This is a genomic window from Paraburkholderia sp. GAS448 (genome assembly GCF_050435685.1).
Classification (GTDB): Bacteria; Pseudomonadota; Gammaproteobacteria; order Burkholderiales; family Burkholderiaceae; genus Paraburkholderia.
Genome location: NZ_JBNDKT010000005.1, coordinates 42926 through 59303, shown reverse-complemented (window position 1 = coordinate 59303; position 16378 = coordinate 42926). Strand labels below are relative to the sequence as shown.

The 16378-nt window shown below is 58.7% G+C and carries 14 protein-coding genes and 3 pseudogenes; 5 read left to right on the top strand and 12 right to left on the bottom strand.

Annotated features, from left to right (window positions below; translation table 11 throughout):
* Positions 1-441 precede the first annotated feature (441 nt).
* On the top strand, positions 442-801 hold the full coding sequence (locus P3T23_RS11535) for a hypothetical protein (RefSeq protein ID WP_429316298.1): 360 nt from the start codon (positions 442-444) through the stop codon (positions 799-801).
* Positions 802-1024: 223 nt separating this feature from the next.
* Here the strand turns inward: P3T23_RS11535 and P3T23_RS11530 are convergent, their stop codons facing one another.
* The 7 genes from P3T23_RS11530 to P3T23_RS11500 all read right to left on the bottom strand — a co-directional run bounded on the left by P3T23_RS11530 (position 1025) and on the right by P3T23_RS11500 (position 5280).
* The gene (locus tag P3T23_RS11530) at positions 1025-1447 is read right to left on the bottom strand and encodes a hypothetical protein (RefSeq protein ID WP_429316297.1); all 423 of its coding nucleotides are present in this window, start codon (positions 1445-1447) and stop codon (positions 1025-1027) included.
* A gap of 4 nt (positions 1448-1451) precedes the next feature.
* On the bottom strand, positions 1452-2387 hold the full coding sequence (locus P3T23_RS11525) for a 3D domain-containing protein (RefSeq protein ID WP_429316296.1): 936 nt from the start codon (positions 2385-2387) through the stop codon (positions 1452-1454).
* On the bottom strand, positions 2384-2908 hold the full coding sequence (locus P3T23_RS11520; protein WP_429316295.1) for a PAAR domain-containing protein: 525 nt from the start codon (positions 2906-2908) through the stop codon (positions 2384-2386). Before P3T23_RS11520 ends, P3T23_RS11525 begins: the two co-directional genes overlap by 4 nt.
* On the bottom strand, positions 2908-3408 hold the full coding sequence (locus tag P3T23_RS11515; RefSeq protein WP_429316294.1) for a PAAR domain-containing protein: 501 nt from the start codon (positions 3406-3408) through the stop codon (positions 2908-2910). Before P3T23_RS11515 ends, P3T23_RS11520 begins: the two co-directional genes overlap by 1 nt.
* A gap of 13 nt (positions 3409-3421) precedes the next feature.
* The gene (locus tag P3T23_RS11510; protein ID WP_429316665.1) at positions 3422-3937 is read right to left on the bottom strand and encodes a PAAR domain-containing protein; all 516 of its coding nucleotides are present in this window, start codon (positions 3935-3937) and stop codon (positions 3422-3424) included.
* Positions 3938-3942: 5 nt separating this feature from the next.
* Positions 3943-4506 (bottom strand): hypothetical protein, encoded by a 564-nt coding sequence (locus tag P3T23_RS11505; RefSeq protein ID WP_429316293.1) that lies wholly within the window; start codon positions 4504-4506, stop codon positions 3943-3945.
* 78 nt (positions 4507-4584) lie between these two features.
* Entirely contained in the window at positions 4585-5280 is a 696-nt protein-coding gene (locus P3T23_RS11500) for a hypothetical protein (RefSeq protein ID WP_429316292.1), read from the bottom strand.
* A gap of 285 nt (positions 5281-5565) precedes the next feature.
* Here P3T23_RS11500 and P3T23_RS11495 point away from each other — a divergent pair, with 285 nt between their 5' ends.
* Positions 5566-6891: an integrase gene (locus tag P3T23_RS11495; protein ID WP_429316291.1), complete on the top strand. Its 1326-nt coding sequence runs from the start codon at positions 5566-5568 to the stop codon at positions 6889-6891.
* Positions 6892-7477: 586 nt separating this feature from the next.
* Positions 7478-7561: pseudogene (locus P3T23_RS11490) on the top strand (GntR family transcriptional regulator); the annotation flags it as partial.
* 280 nt (positions 7562-7841) lie between these two features.
* On the opposite strand, the gene P3T23_RS11485 reads toward P3T23_RS11490, so the two are convergent.
* Positions 7842-9731 carry a putative bifunctional diguanylate cyclase/phosphodiesterase gene (locus P3T23_RS11485; RefSeq protein ID WP_429316290.1) on the bottom strand — a complete coding sequence of 630 codons (1890 nt, stop codon included), beginning with the start codon at positions 9729-9731 and terminating at the stop codon, positions 7842-7844.
* A gap of 131 nt (positions 9732-9862) precedes the next feature.
* On the opposite strand from P3T23_RS11485, the pseudogene P3T23_RS11480 reads away from it, so the two are divergent.
* Positions 9863-10036, top strand: a pseudogene (locus P3T23_RS11480) (SGNH/GDSL hydrolase family protein); the annotation flags it as partial.
* A gap of 409 nt (positions 10037-10445) precedes the next feature.
* Here P3T23_RS11480 and P3T23_RS11475 read toward each other — a convergent pair.
* Positions 10446-10637, bottom strand: a complete 192-nt coding sequence (locus tag P3T23_RS11475) for a hypothetical protein (protein ID WP_429316289.1) — start codon at positions 10635-10637, stop codon at positions 10446-10448.
* Positions 10638-11527: 890 nt separating this feature from the next.
* On the opposite strand from P3T23_RS11475, the gene P3T23_RS11470 reads away from it, so the two are divergent.
* Positions 11528-13441 carry an SMP-30/gluconolactonase/LRE family protein gene (locus tag P3T23_RS11470; protein ID WP_429316288.1) on the top strand — a complete coding sequence of 638 codons (1914 nt, stop codon included), beginning with the start codon at positions 11528-11530 and terminating at the stop codon, positions 13439-13441.
* A 580-nt stretch (positions 13442-14021) separates the two neighbouring features.
* On the opposite strand, the gene P3T23_RS11465 is transcribed toward P3T23_RS11470, so the two are convergent.
* From P3T23_RS11465 to P3T23_RS11455, 3 genes and pseudogenes are all read right to left on the bottom strand, one after another.
* Positions 14022-15116, bottom strand: coding sequence for an SDR family oxidoreductase (locus tag P3T23_RS11465; protein WP_429316287.1), 1095 nt, complete (start codon positions 15114-15116; stop codon positions 14022-14024).
* Positions 15117-15311: 195 nt separating this feature from the next.
* Positions 15312-15440: pseudogene (locus P3T23_RS11460) on the bottom strand (LysR family transcriptional regulator); the annotation flags it as partial.
* A 56-nt stretch (positions 15441-15496) separates the two neighbouring features.
* On the bottom strand, positions 15497-16333 hold the full coding sequence (locus P3T23_RS11455) for a hypothetical protein (protein WP_429316286.1): 837 nt from the start codon (positions 16331-16333) through the stop codon (positions 15497-15499).
* Positions 16334-16378 lie beyond the last annotated feature (45 nt).

Here is a 16378-nt window from a genome sequence, read left to right as displayed (position 1 = left end):
TTCTTCAGACATGGCCGCTTATAACCGGATATTGAGAAATATTTATTACATCGTATGCGAGTTGCTTATTTTCAGAACTCCGATCAGCGAAAAGGCTCAAGAAGTATTGACTTCTCCCGCTGTCGCGAGGGACCAACAGATGTCGGCAGAACCACATCGGATCACTACACTTCACCATGTCCGATTCCGTCACTGCAGCACGGGATTGCTTCGAGATGTGTCGATAGGTAGTCCTTGATATGTTGTCCGAGTGTCGCGAAAGGTTGGCGTATTAAATCTGTCATGAACTGTCAACTCGCGGTCCGGAGCGCTGTCTAACCGCACGCGAGCCTGAACGGGTGCTACGGATGCGTTTGCGGGCAGCTTCTGGCGCGTTTCCAACGGCAAACGGGCCTGTTGCCGGCCCGACACGCGTGAGTTGACCGGCGCCTGGGAACGGAGATGGGTGATCATCACCGGATGATCGTCAACTTGAATGAATCACAGATCCGCGCCCTGGACCAGGTGCGCGCCGTCCTGGACGGCACGCAGACGCTCGACTTTTCTCCCGCCGCAAGCCCCGGCGAACGCCACGAATGGGTTGCATCGGTGCTGCGCCGCTTGCGCTATAACCAGCTCAAGCGGCCTCATCGTGGGCTCGTCCTGCGCTATCTGCGGCGCTTCAGTGGCTTCAGCCGGGCTCACATGACACGGCTGGTGCAACGCTGGATGCTCGGGCACAGGCTCGCGTGGGTGAAGGGCACGCCCGCGACGTGCGGGCCTTTTTGCATCGCTAATCCGGTGCGCTTTCCGGCGCAGTAGCCTGTACCGGCTCCACGCCTGCCAGCATGGCAATTGCGCATGCCAGCAGCAACGCAGCGAGCAAATAGGGAGCCTATCACGGTACCGACCTGCTGGAACAGCGACGGCCACTTACGAAAGCGTAGGCGCAGCACGTTTGCACCTGACGCTGGAATGAAAAGCCCCGCCGAAGCGGGGTTGAACCATCACTAAATATCCGAACAGGTGTAACGGAACCAGACCGCTAATTTCCTTTGGGCGACTCGACTTCTATCGAATCCACAGTCTCCGTAATTGATGTTGTCTTTCGCAAATCATCACCAATAATTTCTCGATGGTGGGTGTCAAAAAACTGTGTCTTTGTGTCTATTATGAGGGTAACAGGAACATCGCCTTTTTGGCTATGCCAGATTGCATTAAACCTATATGGCCCCATGCGCGCGCCGCCCATATGCGGCATTGTTGGGCTATTAATTCGAATCCCCCAACCGGTATCGGTAATTGAAAATGATTGGGTTATGAATTGCTCAAAAATTGGGCGATTTTTCATCATCGGAACGATGTCCGATGTAAAGCTCACTGAACCATCAGCGTAGGCAAACGGGATTGCGCCAACACCAAGGCAGCCTGCAAGGATTACGCGCAGAAAATACTTTCCAGTCGACATTTAATCAGCTCCCGAAACCGATATATTTAACCTTGCGTTGTGTGTTATTTACCGGACCGCTTTCCCATGTTGCCTGTATAGCTGCGCCAGCGCCGACAAAATTGTCTATGTGATGCCCGATGATTGCGCTTCCGGTATCATCCACAAAGCGACGGCCAACCATTTCAATGTTGACTTGAGCCCGCTTCGGGATCACATTGGGATCAACGGCAATTGAATGATTCTCTGTGACGAGACCATACGCGCCTTGCACTGAGTCCGTATAAGAAAATGCCACACCGTCTGGGTTGTCTAAATAATCGCGATTGCCACGATTGTTGCGATGCCAGCCTGAATTTACCTGAGTTGGTCGAATATATCGACCATTTGACGCTTTCCCTGTGCCTTGCATAACTACGCCGCGTGCGCTGTATAGAAAATCTTTCTTGTGGTAATCATTCGTGCCGCGTGCAAGTGCTGGCTCTCCTGTAAAATCGCTTTCAAAGCAAACATGATATCCAGTAATGAGGAAAGTGCTTTCATACCATGCCTCTTTCAGCGTTACACGCAAAGGCGCCGCCGTTATATTATCGTCCACCACTGATAACGACAAATCACCCGGCTCGCGCGATTCGAGTATCACCATTGCGCAACCGTCTGAATCAGTCGGGCCTGAAACCCGTACGGTATCATTTGCACGATTGCTCTTGATGGATAGCGTACGACCAGAAATGGGAATGTCACGGCTTCTTAGCGTAGCTTTGATCGGCAGGTGGTACAGAATCTTTCCATGCTGCACATGCGAGGATGATGGAATCAAAGGCAACTTGTCGCCGTATTTGTTATCGGGGAGGTCCCACGACAACAGGTTGGCGGAAATTCGAACTTCAACGCATGAATTAGGGTTGGTGTTTGTACATGCGGTGTCGTGAACCGTTACCCATTGTGTAGAGTCCGTCATTTTAATTGTTTCTCCAGTTGAAGTTTTAGCGCTGACGACCCTTGCGTCAATACGCGTTGCGTTTGGCCCGCTCCGTTTGTCGTCCCAATGAAGACTTGCCCGCTATCCGTGACGATGCGATAACGCACATTAGAAAGTGGGCGGCGTGCGTCATCAAGCAAGGTGAATTGCTCGTCATGCTGTGCAGCGGGCGCAGGTTCGCGCAAGGACTCGGCGGTTGTTGCGGTATTCGAACCGCCAGGGTCTTTGTGAATAAAGCACCCGACATCCTCACCCGCGATAACGCGATTCTTGCCACACGGGCATAGCACTCGATCGCCCTGGATAACCACCTGGGTTCCGTGCTCGCTCATCCCTTCGCCGGTGCCGAACATTGGCCACGAACCTTTGCAGTTACCACACGTTGCATGTTCGCCGTGGAGTGCAATTTTTTTCGTGTTGTCGTGAATGTTCGCTCTTACCGCCAGAACTTTCCCCCCTGTGGTCGTGGGGTCGCCAAATCTGACTACAGGAATACGCATCAGGTGCCTCCGCTGATTTCGAGGGTTAGCCGCCGCGCGTCTTCGGTGTTGATTCGCTGCGTGCGCCCCCCGGCATCTGTGACGCCACTTGCTACGACGTTCGAGCCGATGCGCACGCGATAGCGCACATTCGCGAGCGGTTGGCCATCGCTATCTTTGAGCGTGTATTGCTGGTCACGGATAAGAGCCTTTGACAGCGGCGCGGCTGTTGCCTCGCCTTTGCTCTCGGAATAGAACGCCGAAGATGAACCGGCCGCGAGGACAAAATTCTTGCCGCAGGGGCATAGAACGCGGTCATAGTCTTTCACTAGCGGAAAGCCGTCATCCATCCAATCGCCTGCGGTGCCGTATATCGGCCACCCGCCTTTGCAGTTTCCGCACGTCGCATGATTTTCTTTTCGCGCGTATGCCTTACCTTGTTCGTTATAGCTTCCGCTACGCGCAATCACAAACCCGCCGGTTGTGGTGCGGTCCCCATCCGCTACAAGTCGATCAAACATGCTTGCCTCCTGTTCAATGCGCTACTTCGAGCCTTAGCCGTTGGCTTCCGTCCGTCGTGATACGTCCCGTTCGCCCGTTCGTATCAGTGACCCCGCTTGCTACGACGTTCGAGCCAGTACGCACGCGATAGCGCACGCCGCGCATCGGTTGCCCGTCATCATCGGTAAGTGAGAACTGTTCGTCGTGCGTGGTTTGCGCCGCGATACCGGGTGCACCGACGGCGGTACGTGTTGTCGCACTATCATCGACCCATGACCTCTTTTGCGTCGTCGCGATCATGCGCGGTGGATTCGGGCATTTGCATTGCAGAATGTCGCCATCAAGTGCGATTTCATGACCACAGACGTAACTGCGACGTGGGCCGCCAGCCTTGGCGATTTGTCCCATGCACTTGCAGGCTTCGCAATACGCTTGTCCGCCTATGTACGCCACGTGAATGCCCAAAATCGTGCGCGTTACGCTTAGCAAAAGCGGGACAATGTGACCGCCCGTCTCAGGTTGATCGCCTACACCGAGAATCAGACGCATCATCTCTATACCCCTCGTACTTCCAGTCGAAGCGCATGCGCATTTTCGGAACTGACACGCTCCGTTCGGCCCTGTGCGTCTGTGACACCCGCGTACACCTTGCCAAAGGCAACGTGTACGCGGTACCGCACGCCGCTAAGCGGTTGGCCGGTATATGAATCCAGGAGAGTGAACTGCTCGTCATACACAGACGGGGCGCTCCGTGGTGCATTGCGACTAAGAACCTTCGCGCCGTCACCATCGACCGTGATCGTGAACTTGCGCCCATTAACCGCGATGATTCGCGGGTGCTGTTCGCATTTGCATACGACCATATCGCCGCCCACGGCCTGGCGTCTCATGCCGTTCACGACATCCAGCAGCCGCCGTCTATCCGGGACAGGTGCCCCACCGGTGATCACACCCATCGTCTTGCACCGCTCGCACCAGGCACTGTCACCGACGAACACCAGCCTTCGATCTCTGCCGTCCTCGCCCTTGACCGTTCCAACGCGAACGCTGGCGAGAACGTAGCTTCCCTTGCCGCTGTCCAGAGGATCGTCCTCTACTGCCGCATAAAAAATCGCCATGCGCTCAGTCTCCTGTATGTCGCGTGATAACCACGCCGCCCGCTGTTGTCTTGTCACCAAACACAATCAGAAAACGTTTCACCTATGCGGCTCCTTTGCCTGGTCGAAATCCACGAACAGCCAGTCACACGACTCCGGGTCATAGATCGCGCACTGGTCCATGGATGTTTTGCCGATCTCTTCAAAGAGGACCGTGGGCGGCATTCTCGCAATCGCCTGTTCGGCTGCATCAGCAATCTCTGCGGAGGACCAGCTATCCATCGCTTCCAGCGTTTCAGAGAAATTCGGCAGGCCCGCTTTTACGAGGGTGTCTTCAATCAGGTCAACGACTCGCCCCGAAAACTGGATGGAAAAGTGGTCCCACAGATCACGTGGTATCTCGAACGAATCACCCGTATAGACCATGATGGGTTGAGCGCGTTTGCCGATGACAATCCGGCCCCGGTCTGCCGCGAAAGCGTAATTGACGGAGACGTTCAGGCTTCCGTTCTGCTCCAGAAAATGACGGGTATCGACACATCTGAAGTCAATCGGCCAGAAGTGATCGTCGCCGTCGTGCAGATCCGTCGACCCCATGACGGCATCGAGCGGACTGAGATAGGTGCAGATCATGCGTCCGTGGTCTGTACGGTGACAAAGCATCTGCATGTCCCCGCAGTAATTCAAACCGGGAGGCACCGAGGGCGCATCAAGCGGCTTGTGCACCATCGCGTAGAGGTGCAGTGAAGAGTGCAACTGGTAGGGACAGCTTTCGTGTTCAACGTCACTCAACATCTGTACTCCTAATCTTAAAATACCTGTTTCGCATAAACGTTTTACTTGCCGCTTATGTCTGGCAGATTAAAGGCGAAGCAAGCTGATACTGCAATAGGGTATCGTGGTCGGGTCGGCCAAAGTGTCAACCTTTGTCAAGGCTCTTGCGCTAGCGCTGTCTAACCGCACGCGAGCCTGAACGGGTGCTACGGATGCGTTTGCGAGCAGCTTCTGGCGCGTTTCCAACGGCAAATGGGCCTGTTGCCGGCCCGACACGCCTGAGTTGACCGGCGCCTGGGAACGGGGATGGGTGATCATCACCGGATGATCGTCAACTTGAATGAATCACAGATCCGCGCCCTGGACCAGGTGCGAGCCGTCCTGGACGGCACGCAGACGCTCGACTTTGCTCCCGCCGCAAGCCCCAGCAAACGTCGCGAGTGGGTCGGCTCGGTGCTGCGCCGCTTCCGTTATAACCAGCTCAAGCGGCCTCATCGTGGGCTCGTCCTGCGCTATCTGCGGCGCTTCAGTGGCTTCAGTCGGACTCACATGACACGGCTGGTGCAACTCTGGATGCTCGGGCACAGGCTCGCGTGGGTGAAGGGCACGCCCGCGAATGCCTTTGCCCGCCGCTACACGGATGAGGACGTGTTCACGCTCGCCGAGACCGAGCGCGAATACGGCAGGCTTTCCGGCCCGGCAATGGTCGTGGTGTTGCGCCGGATGTATCAGGTCTACGGCGACGAGCGGTTCGAGCGCCTGCAGCACCTTTCAGCATCTCACCTGTACAACCTGCGCCGCTCGCAGGCTTATCGCCTGCATCACACGACCTACACGAAGACCCGGGCGAACCCCAAGGGCGCGGCTATCGCCGTGCGCCGGGCTCCTGCGCCAGAGAACCGCCCCGGTTTCATCCGCATCGACAGCGTTCATCAGGGCAACACCGAGGATCAGCGCGGCGTGTACCACATCAATGCCGTCGACTGCGTCACGCAATGGGAGGTCGTTGCTACCGTGCCGACACTGGAGCGCGAACACCTGCTCCCGGTACTGCGCGACATGATTGACCAGTCTCCATTCCGCATCCTTGGCTTTCACAGCGATGGTGGTTCGGAGTACATCAACCACGAGGTCGCCAGGATGCTCAAGGAGCAACTCATCGATTTCACCCGCTCACGCCCACGGCACTGCAACGTCAACGCACTGGCCGAATCCAGGAACGGCAATGTCGTGCGCAGACAGTTTGGCTATGCGTACATACCGGCCGAGTGGGCGAAGCAGTTCAATGCCTTCTGCGTTGATCTGCTCAATCCTTTTTTGAACATGCACCGGCCCTGTCTGTTCGGCACCGAGGTCCCTGATCCGAAGAAGCCGGGCCGCACCCGTCGGGTCCATCGGCACGAGGACGTCATGACGCCCCTCGAAAAGCTCGCCAGCCTGCCAGACGCGGGCCGCTTCCTGCGCGAGGGCATCACGCTCGATCAACTGCAGCAGCAGGCGCGCAGCCAGACCGATGTCGAAGCCGCCCGTCAGGTTCGCGAGGCTCGGGAACGTCTGATGGGCAAGGTTGCTGGCCAGACCCAGCCCCGGTATGCCGACGTGTGGAGCTTTGCCCGATCCCGCAGCGCATAGTCTGCGTCACTCTGCTCGCGAGGGGGAAGCCACTACGGGCTACGCCCTTCGCGGCTTCCCCCTCGCAACCGACGTCCCCGTACCATAGAATGCAGCTCCCTTTAACGATCACCCAACCCCACGTCCTCCGACCTTTACAGGCTCCTTTGAGTTTTGGAAAGTACTCCGGCCAAGCTCAAAAACCGGCTCGGTCTTGCCCGACAAGGGCTTCAAGCTTGCGCAATAATTGTGCCACTAGCGAGGCTGGGTACCCCCGCAGACAAGAGAGATTGAGCGGACCGCGGCGCCCGTGAGCGCGTGGGGCAGCGAGCGGCCATGACGGGGCGTTCGTTTCCATGTCGCTGGCGCCATTCGAATGACGCGTCCGTCCCATTGGTCTCAGAAAAATCAAACAGGCGCTAATGGCCCCTTAGCCGCCTTAGCCGCCAGTGCAAGCAAGAGCGCGAATGCCAATGGCATCTTGATTGCGCAGGTCAATCGCGCTCCGACGTGCAGCCGGACTGCTACGAAATTCGCCAGGCGGCGCTCAGGTGTTGATCCAGACGCGCGCCTGCTCCAGCTCGTTGACGCGGAACGCCTTGACTTCGGCCTTCGCAAGCATCTGTCGGGTACGCTGAATCAGGTCGATCAGATCCGCGCGAGTCATCCGAACTTCCTGACAGACGTCTGAAATTCGCTGCACCTACGGCAGCTTTGCGGCGTCGTAGCTCAGTGAGTGCAACCGTTTAGGGTTGGTCGATGCCTGCCATCGCCCACAGGAATGTGAGTGCGCCGCCGTGCGTTGCTGGCAGGCATCGACCAACCCTTAACGCACTGAGACCTTGCCGCTCCGAGGCCCGGCAACCCACGGGAATCTCTTGCGCCGGTGACACAATCATTTCGATGACTTCTGTGGCAGGCGGTGCGCGACACTGAAACCGTTAAAAATGGTGCGGCCAGCCGCGTGCGGCTCAGACGATGACCTTAGCGCCACGCGTTGCGAGCGGCGGTCGCGGCAACGGGCCGCCGTCGGCGAGCAAACGCGTGATGCTCTCGGCATCGAGCGGCTTGCTGAAACGAAACCCCTGCGCTTCCATACAGCCGAGAGCTAGCAGGAACTCCTGCTGCGCGAGCGTCTCGACGCCTTCGGCGATGACGGATAATCCCAGCGCCTTTGCGACCGTGACGATCGCCGTCACGATCGCACCAGGGTCGCTTTCCCCGACGCCATGCAGGAACGCCCGATCGATCTTGATGCGATCGAGTGGCAGCGCGCGCAATTGACTGAGGCTCGAGTAGCCCATGCCGAAATCGTCGATCGCCACGCTGATACCGGCGCGGCGAAACTCGTGAAGGCGGCGCACGGCGATCTCGGGTTGCTTCATCAGCGCGGTCTCGGTGACCTCGAACTCGAGTTTCGTTGGATCGACGCCCGTCTGGCGGATGATGGTCTGAAACGTCTTGACGATATTCGCGCGCTGCAACTGCAGCGGCGAAAGATTGATCGACATGCGCATCGGTGCGAGACCCATGCGCCGCCAATGGACTGACTGACGGCAAGCCTCGCGCAGTACCCACTCGCCGAGGTCCGCGACGAGCCCCGACGTTTCCGCAATCGAGACGAATTCCTCTGGGGCGATCTCGCCGTAAACCTCGTCGTACCAGCGCACGAGCGCTTCGACGCCAAGCACGCGACCACTGCGCATGTCGACTTGCGGCTGGTAATGCAGCCGCAGGGCACCTCGTCCGATCCCCCTTCTGAGGCGTGCCGAGAGGATAAGCTTCGCATCGGCCGCCGCACGCATTTCAGGCCGATAGCGTTCCCAGCAGTTGCGGCCGCGGCTCTTGGCAGCGTACATCGCCATGTCCGCGCACCGGATCAACGTTTCCGCATCGCTTCCATCCATCGGAAATACACTGACGCCGACGCTCGCACTGACGACGAGCTCATGCCCGCCGACGAGCGCCGGCTTCGCCATCGCCGCGAGCACGGCATCGGGCAGATCGAAGCTTGCCGCCTCGTCTCGCCCACCCGGAGCAATGGCGATGAACTCGTCGCCGCCATAGCGACCGACGACGGCGCCTGGACCCGCGCAGGCCTGCAGACGCTCGGCAACTTCGACGAGCAACAGATCGCCGACGCTGTGCCCGAGCGCATCGTTGACGGTCTTGAAGGCATCGAGGTCGAGGAAAACGACACAGACAGATCGGCTGTCCCAGCCCGGCTCGGAGAGCAGGGCGTGCAATCGTGCGGCGACCGCCGCTCGATTCGCGAGCCCGGTCAGGTGGTCGCACTCGCTCAGCTCGCGCAGACGTCGTGAGCGATCGAGAAGCTTCACCGAGACGTCATGGGTCGTTTTGGCGAAGACGAGCGGATAGACGCAGATGACGGGCAGCCAAAGCGGCGCGATCCGTGCATCCAGTGGATATAAGGCGATACCTAAGGTTGCCATCCCGACGAGAACACCTGCGGCACTTGCGCCCACCCCAGCGACGAAGAGAGGCCACCCGCCGACCGCCATGTTGTCGAGCGCAAACATCAACAGGATGACGACCGTCGCGACGGGCTCGAAATGAACGGCCGCGACGAGCCAGCCGCCGAGTGCCGAATCGAAGAGCATATTCCATCGCTCTTTGCGGGGCGCATCTGCGACGACAGGGCGCACGCGCCGGTAGGCGACATGCGGCCAGATAAGGCAGACGGCAAAAACGCCGAAGAGGAGCCACACCGACGCATGCTGCACGTGCAGCAGGAACAGCACGGGTAGAAAGCCCATCGCATAGCCGAGAATCCGGAGCACGTAGATGCGCCGCACAAGGCCAGCGGTCCAGACTGCGTCGCCCTTGGCAGACGTGAGCACGGGTCTCCTCGATCAGTTCATACGATCTAACGAGAGTAGACCAGATCGGCCGATCGAGCGAGTGCGGTCAAAAATTGGGGCGCGTTCGGAGGGTTCCGAATGCGGACAGTCTCGGCGACATGCTGTTGTGTCCGGCGAAAACGCCCGATGAGACGGCCTTGCTGTGCTCGCAGGCTACCTACGTCACGGCCAATGCCGATCAGACGTACATGTTCGCCGACGAGCTTCATCCGACGACGCGTCTGCATGCACTGTTTGCCCAGTTCGTGGAGCAGCAGATCGCCGGGAGCGGTCTTGGTCACTGAGCCTGGGAAAATGGCGACTCGTCCACAGAATCGTCGGGATCTCGCACGTTCCGTCCGACCTCGTCTTGCTATCGCATTGAGCGGCGAGTGATTTTTAGCCGATTTTCAGGAATGTCGAGTCATGCGGTAACGGACGACGACGAAGTTAGCGACGCCGAATGGCTTGCATAAGCGCTGAAAGCGATTCCGCATGTAAAAAAGGCCGCAGACATCGCCGCGGCCCGAAACACACACGTCGCGCAAGGGGCGCTGACGAAGGTTCCATCGTACACATCCGCGTTTCTGAAGCAATCAGGTATCTCGTCTGAATTTATGCGAAAGGCCGCATTGGCGCATCTACCGTGGGGCGGGCTTCTGTCAATCGCGGCCGCAGACGTTGCAGAATGGCCACAGGGCCACTCGTCCGGCATCAGGATCGCGAATCCGGACTTTTGTTTGGCCGGGCCTGCGCCGGGAAATCGTAGTACTGCGTCGATGAACCAGCGTCCGGGCTGGCGATATTACCTTCGCGTTTGTCGATCCACTCAATCGCCCAGTGGCGCGCAACCTGGATCGCCTCGTCTTCGCTATCAAACCAGGCAAGCTTGCGCTCGATATGCATTTCAGTGTCCACATCATCGTCAGGCGACGCTCGGATGATTCGCGCGTGCGCGAAGAACCGACCAAGCGAGAAATCCGGGGTCGCGTCAATGACCCAGCCGCGGTACTCGTACTCCATGATTACCTCCGATACCTGGCTAATCGAGATTCGAACAGGCAAAGCATGGACTCATCAGGCTGTATCCGCTAAACCTCCGAGGTTGAATTGCCGACGTCGGGGCCGGCGAGCAGGCAGCACGTTGTCTTCAGGCTGCAATACTGTTATAGATCCGCGCCAGTGCTTCTGCACATCGACAATCAAAAGATGCCCTTGCAGCCATGCTGCCGCCTGCTCGCTTGACATTGGCCCGCTAATGGGTGTGGGTCGTCTTCTGCCAAAAACATTTCGACGAAGCGGCCATTCGCCGACCGCAATCCGGAGGACACCTGTATGACCGGAAAGGTCGACATGGCGCAGTTTGAAAGAGTCGCTCGCCGGTGGATCTGGTCTCGCCGACAGTTGCAAGCGCTGCTCGGGCTGAGGTCTGGCATGTCTACCTTTACCGGAAACGCGAACAACTCAACTTTTCCCCCACCTCGCCGATATACCGTTCGAACGCTGTATCAGGTTGGACAGACGCGACACGTGTCGGAGCGGCGAGGGACGGAGATGATTTCCTGCGAAACGCCGCTCGCCGAATGGGCGAGCCACGCCGGGCACGCGTCGAAGAAGACCCTTCCAGATCGAAGAATCGTCCAGCCCCCTGGCGGGCATGTCGGCACGACAAAGTAGGCAGCCACATGAGCCATCAGTCGGCGTCCACGTAGACCACACCAGGTTGTCAGCGCTGCGAGCACGGGCGAAACCACAATCCCCAGTTTAGATGCCTGAGGAGGGCATCCTTCACGATCATGAAACGAATCTATGCGTCATTTCTTGCCGCAGTGCTGATCGCTACGATTGCGCCAGCGTGCCAGGCGCAATCCGGCACCGACTGGGTGGCGAACACATTTGGGACCAATACCACCCGCGTGGGTAACGCCGCCCGTTCCATGTGGATAGCGCCCGAGGGCGTCATCTATACGGCGTCCATGTGGGACGAAAACGAAGGCGGTATCGCGATATACCAGAATGGTCAAAGCATCGGGTCCATAGGGAGACAAAGCGAGTTTCAGGGTGGCGCCATTACCGGTAATGCAACTTCAATCTTCGCCGCTTTGCAATTTAACGCCACTTACGGCAGCGGCGCGGTGGGGCGATACGACCGAACCAGTCGCACTCGCGATCTACTCATCTCCGTCAGCGCGACAACGACTGAGCGGCGGGCTGATGTCATCACCGGACTTGCGACGTCGGGCTCGCTCCTGTATGCGAGTGACTTTCCTGGTAATCGTGTCCGGGTCTACACCACCGGCGGCGTCTGGCAGCAGGATATCGCCGTCTCAGCCCCTGGCGCGCTGGCCGTGGACAGCGCAGGAAATATCTGGGTTGCTCAGAAGAGCGCGGGCGCGATCGTCGAATTCAGTCCGGCCGGCGTGCCGCTGAACACCATCCAGATGTCCGTCGCCTCTCGACCGTCCGCGCTGTATTTCGATTCGGCGACAGCGCAACTCATGATCGGCGACGAGGGCCCCGACATGAACATCAAGACCTACAACATCTCGAGCACTCCATTTCTGGCCAGTACGTTTGGCATTCGGGGCGGATATCTCGACACCACGGCTGGAATCAAAGGTCAGGTGGGTGACAAGCGGTTCACCCGCATCACCGGCATCGGCAAAGACTCAGCCGGCAACCTGTACGTGCTCAACAACCCATGGGGCGGAACCTGGGACCTCGGCCGCGACGGCGGCACCGACATTCACGCTTACGACCGCTTCGGTAATCGGCAATGGACGCTTCAGTCCCTCAACTTCGAGGGGATTGCCGCTCCGGACCCCGGTACAGACGGCGCCTACCTGTACGGAGGCACCAACATCTACACTGGCACCGCCGGAGGAACCTTCGTAGCGAACACCGTCGATCCGATCGACTATCCATCCGATCCACGCATCAACATCAACGACCCGGGACGCGGTGAGCACTTCGGTCAACTCGCCGCCGTCGGAGCTAACCGGATCCTTGTGGCGGCCGGCCAGAATCCCGATATCTTCTACTTCTTCCACTTCAACGCTGCGAATGGCTACATCGCCATACCGGACGCGTCGATTCCGGGCACCGCGTTCAATACGGCCGCAAGGATCAGGGATGGATTCTGCCTTGACAGCAAGGGAGACGTCTGGGCGGGTTTGGACAAGACGAATGCCATCTGGCACTACCCGCTGACCGGCTTTGATGCGAACGGTAAGCCGAATTGGGGAGCCGGAATTTCAACGCCGATTCCGGGCACTATCGCACCCCTGACGCGAATCATCTACCTGCCGGGTAGCGACACCATGATCCTGGCGCAAGGAATTGTTGGGAGCACAGACTGGACGTCAATCGGAACGCGGGTCGAGGTTTATCACGGCTGGCTCGCAGGCAACACCACCGTTCCCAATCCGGTGATCAACATCACCAGCGCCAATCCCAAGTCAATCACGGCAGCCGGCAACTATCTCTTCGTCGGATACGTACACACCGTGCCCAACATCGACGCCTTCAATCTGACCACAGGCAGCCTGGACACCACGTTGATCAACAGCAGCCCCAATACCGTGTACGTCGGCAATGACGTCGATTCGATGTACGGCCTCAGAGCGTACCTTCGGTCGACCGGGGAGTACGTCATCACAAAGGACAACTACAACGGCTCCAGCATCATTGTTTATCGTTGGACACCCTGATCAACCATGCTCGTCGCGCCTTTGGCCCCGTTGATTGCCTCACGTCATGTCACCTTATACACATTGTTTCTTTCCGCACACAATCGGACTCCTACCCAGCAAGTTGGAGTCTGCCACGGAAGCCAGGCAAACCCGCGAGGCTTGGAATAAAGGCAAGCTGACTGGTCAAAAGCTGCCGCTGAAGCCGAACGATGCATACGCTCAGGATACGGACCTTCCTGCACGCGACAACATATGGTCGGCGATGCGCGAACATCGTTCTGGCGATGCGCCTGGGCGCCAGGCTTGGACGCGAACCCAGGTAACGTCGCCGTCTCGCAAGCCTGCTCGAGTCCGACACCCAATCGGCGATCGTTGTTTGTCGACTTGCGCAGCGCATTGTTGCGAATGTAAAAACCCAAACACCCGGGAAGCGTTTGACGCGTACCATGCTGACGCATGGTCACGGAAAACTGTCAGAGCCGGCATGCTCGTGACACACTTCGCCGATTTCACGATACGCGCGGCGAGTCTCGAAGCCACTACGCCCGATCCTCGCCGTGCCAACGATTCAACCTGGCGATCTGTCCGCCTCGACTTATCACAGTGCGGGCGGCAGGAGCTTCCGGTCTATGAAAGACTGGAGCGCGTCGCAAAATGCATCCCGGGTGTCGACGGCCGCATTGAATCCCGCTTTGCGAAGCTTGATGGTGCTGACGAAAGCAACCGGGCCCGCCGGTGCGCCGTATGCAAACGCAAAGTCCGCATGCTGATCGCCCTGTCCGACGAACGCATGAAGATCGCCACTCGCAAGGCCGTACTTGTCGACGATCTTCGCCCACACGTCGGCGTTGTCGCGAATGTACTGCGCGATACTGACAGGCTCATCTGCTCCGACGTTCGCGCCCAGCGTCTTCGCCATCGCCGGCCACACGCTCCGCCATTCGAAGACATCGCCGTTGGTGACGTTGAAGATCTCGTTCTCCGCTTGTGGAGATTGCGCCGCCCAAACCATCACCTGGCCGACGAGATCGGCGTCGGCCATTTCCCACACGAACGATGGGCCGCCAGGAAAGCCGAATGCTTCGCCCTTTTCGCGGCGGATAGCTGCGTAGACGCCAATGGCCGGCAGCACGTTGAGCGCGCCAGCTGTCTTCCCGGTGACGAGTTGCGGGCGCAGCACAGTGTATGTGAAGCCGTGCTTTTGACCCTCGTCGTGGACGTAATCCTGTTGGTCGAAGAAGAAGTTCGCGTGATTGTCGCGGGGATCGCTCTCGCGTGCAGGGATAGCGATAGGGTGAAGGTGGACGCCGTATGCCTTCGTCCCCTGCAGGATGGATACGTGCTTGAGTGTCGACTTCCCTGAAACCAGAGGCTCGATGACGTTGCGCAGCATCGTATTGTTGATTTCGATCTGATCGGCGTTCGACCAGCCGCTCACCAGATCATCCGCGTTCTCGTAGATTGCTGCATACGCAACATGCGTGATGCCGTCAAGCGCAGACAGCGCTTCACGGGCGGCGTTCTCGTTGCGCAAGTCCACCGGGATAAATTCGAAGTCGCGGCCACTCGGCAGCTCCGGCTTGCGCCTGGAAATGCCGACAACATCCCAACCTGCTGAGAGGAAGCCTTCGATAGCGGCTACGCCAATGAGTCCGCTCGCACCCGCCACCAGAACCTTGCTGCTGTTGCCCATTCCATTTCTCCAATTCGATCATTTCTGTACCAGCTCAAAGCTCTCGCGCCGCATATCGCGCGATATATTTGAGTGACCTTCCGACGTCTCAGTCGGTTGAACGAAATTTAGTCTCTAACAGGAGTTGGCAGTAGTAGATGGTGCGGAATTCCGGTTATTCCATTGAGTAATGGGTTCGGTCGATACGACTCGCTATTACGCCCGAGCGAGTGCCTCTTCGACGAATTCAACGAATGCGCGCGCTTTCGCCGGCACCAGCCGCCCTGATGGAAAGACGGCCCACAGATCGAGCGCGGGCAAAGTCCAGTCGGTCCATACTGCGCGTCTCCCGCTTTGTTCGAGGTAGTCATTTTGCGGGCGCCGGCGTGCGCAACGACGATTCAGTCGCCGAAAAACTCGATTGCCTGCCCGTTCAGCCGAGGATGATCGACGACCACACCGAGGCAGCGCCCGCTTTCATAGTCGAATGCGATCACGCCATCCTGCGCCGTGCAATACAGATGGCCATCAGGTCCGAACCGCAAACCGCGCGGACGGCGAAACGGCACCCCGTCCGGAGGAGAGAAGACGCGCACCAGCGCCCCGCTGCTTGCGTCGTATTCTCTAACAGATGTCGCGGCTGCGGGCGAATCGAACGGAAACTCGCTCGACACCAGTACATTGCCCCCGGGCGCGATTGAGAGATCCAGCGGACTCATTGTGTCGGTGGCTGCGAACGTGCAGTTCCTGAGTGCGCCGCTCAACGTGAACTGCAGAATCGCATTTTCGCCCCGCCCATCCGGTCCGACGCCTGACGCGAGAAACAGCCCGCCATCATCGGCGAACGCGAAGCCGCGCGGAAACGGGGCGATGCCGCGCTGCAGTATGGGCGTGCCGATGCCATCGAGATCGGGCGGGAATGCGGCGATGGTCCTTTCCGTCCGCAATCCCACGTAGTAGCGTCCGTCCGGTCCGAGGTTGCCGCCGCCGGCATTTAGGCCCGGGATATGGCACGTGTCGTATTGAACTTCGCCCCGCGAGTCGAGCGCGAGAATGCGGTCGTCGCCGCTGTTGACGTAGAGCAACTGCTGGTTCGCGCTCACGCGAAGTCCACGCGGATCGACGATACGTAAGTCGTTGCTGAAAGCGCCTTGCGCCGTCCCATCCATCGAGAACGCCAGGAGCTGGCCGTATCCATCGCCGTTCGCCCCGCTGGCGCTCGTCACCAGTATCTTCATCTCGCCGTTCCCTTTGCTGATTGGCCGTCGAGACTGCCGCGCACC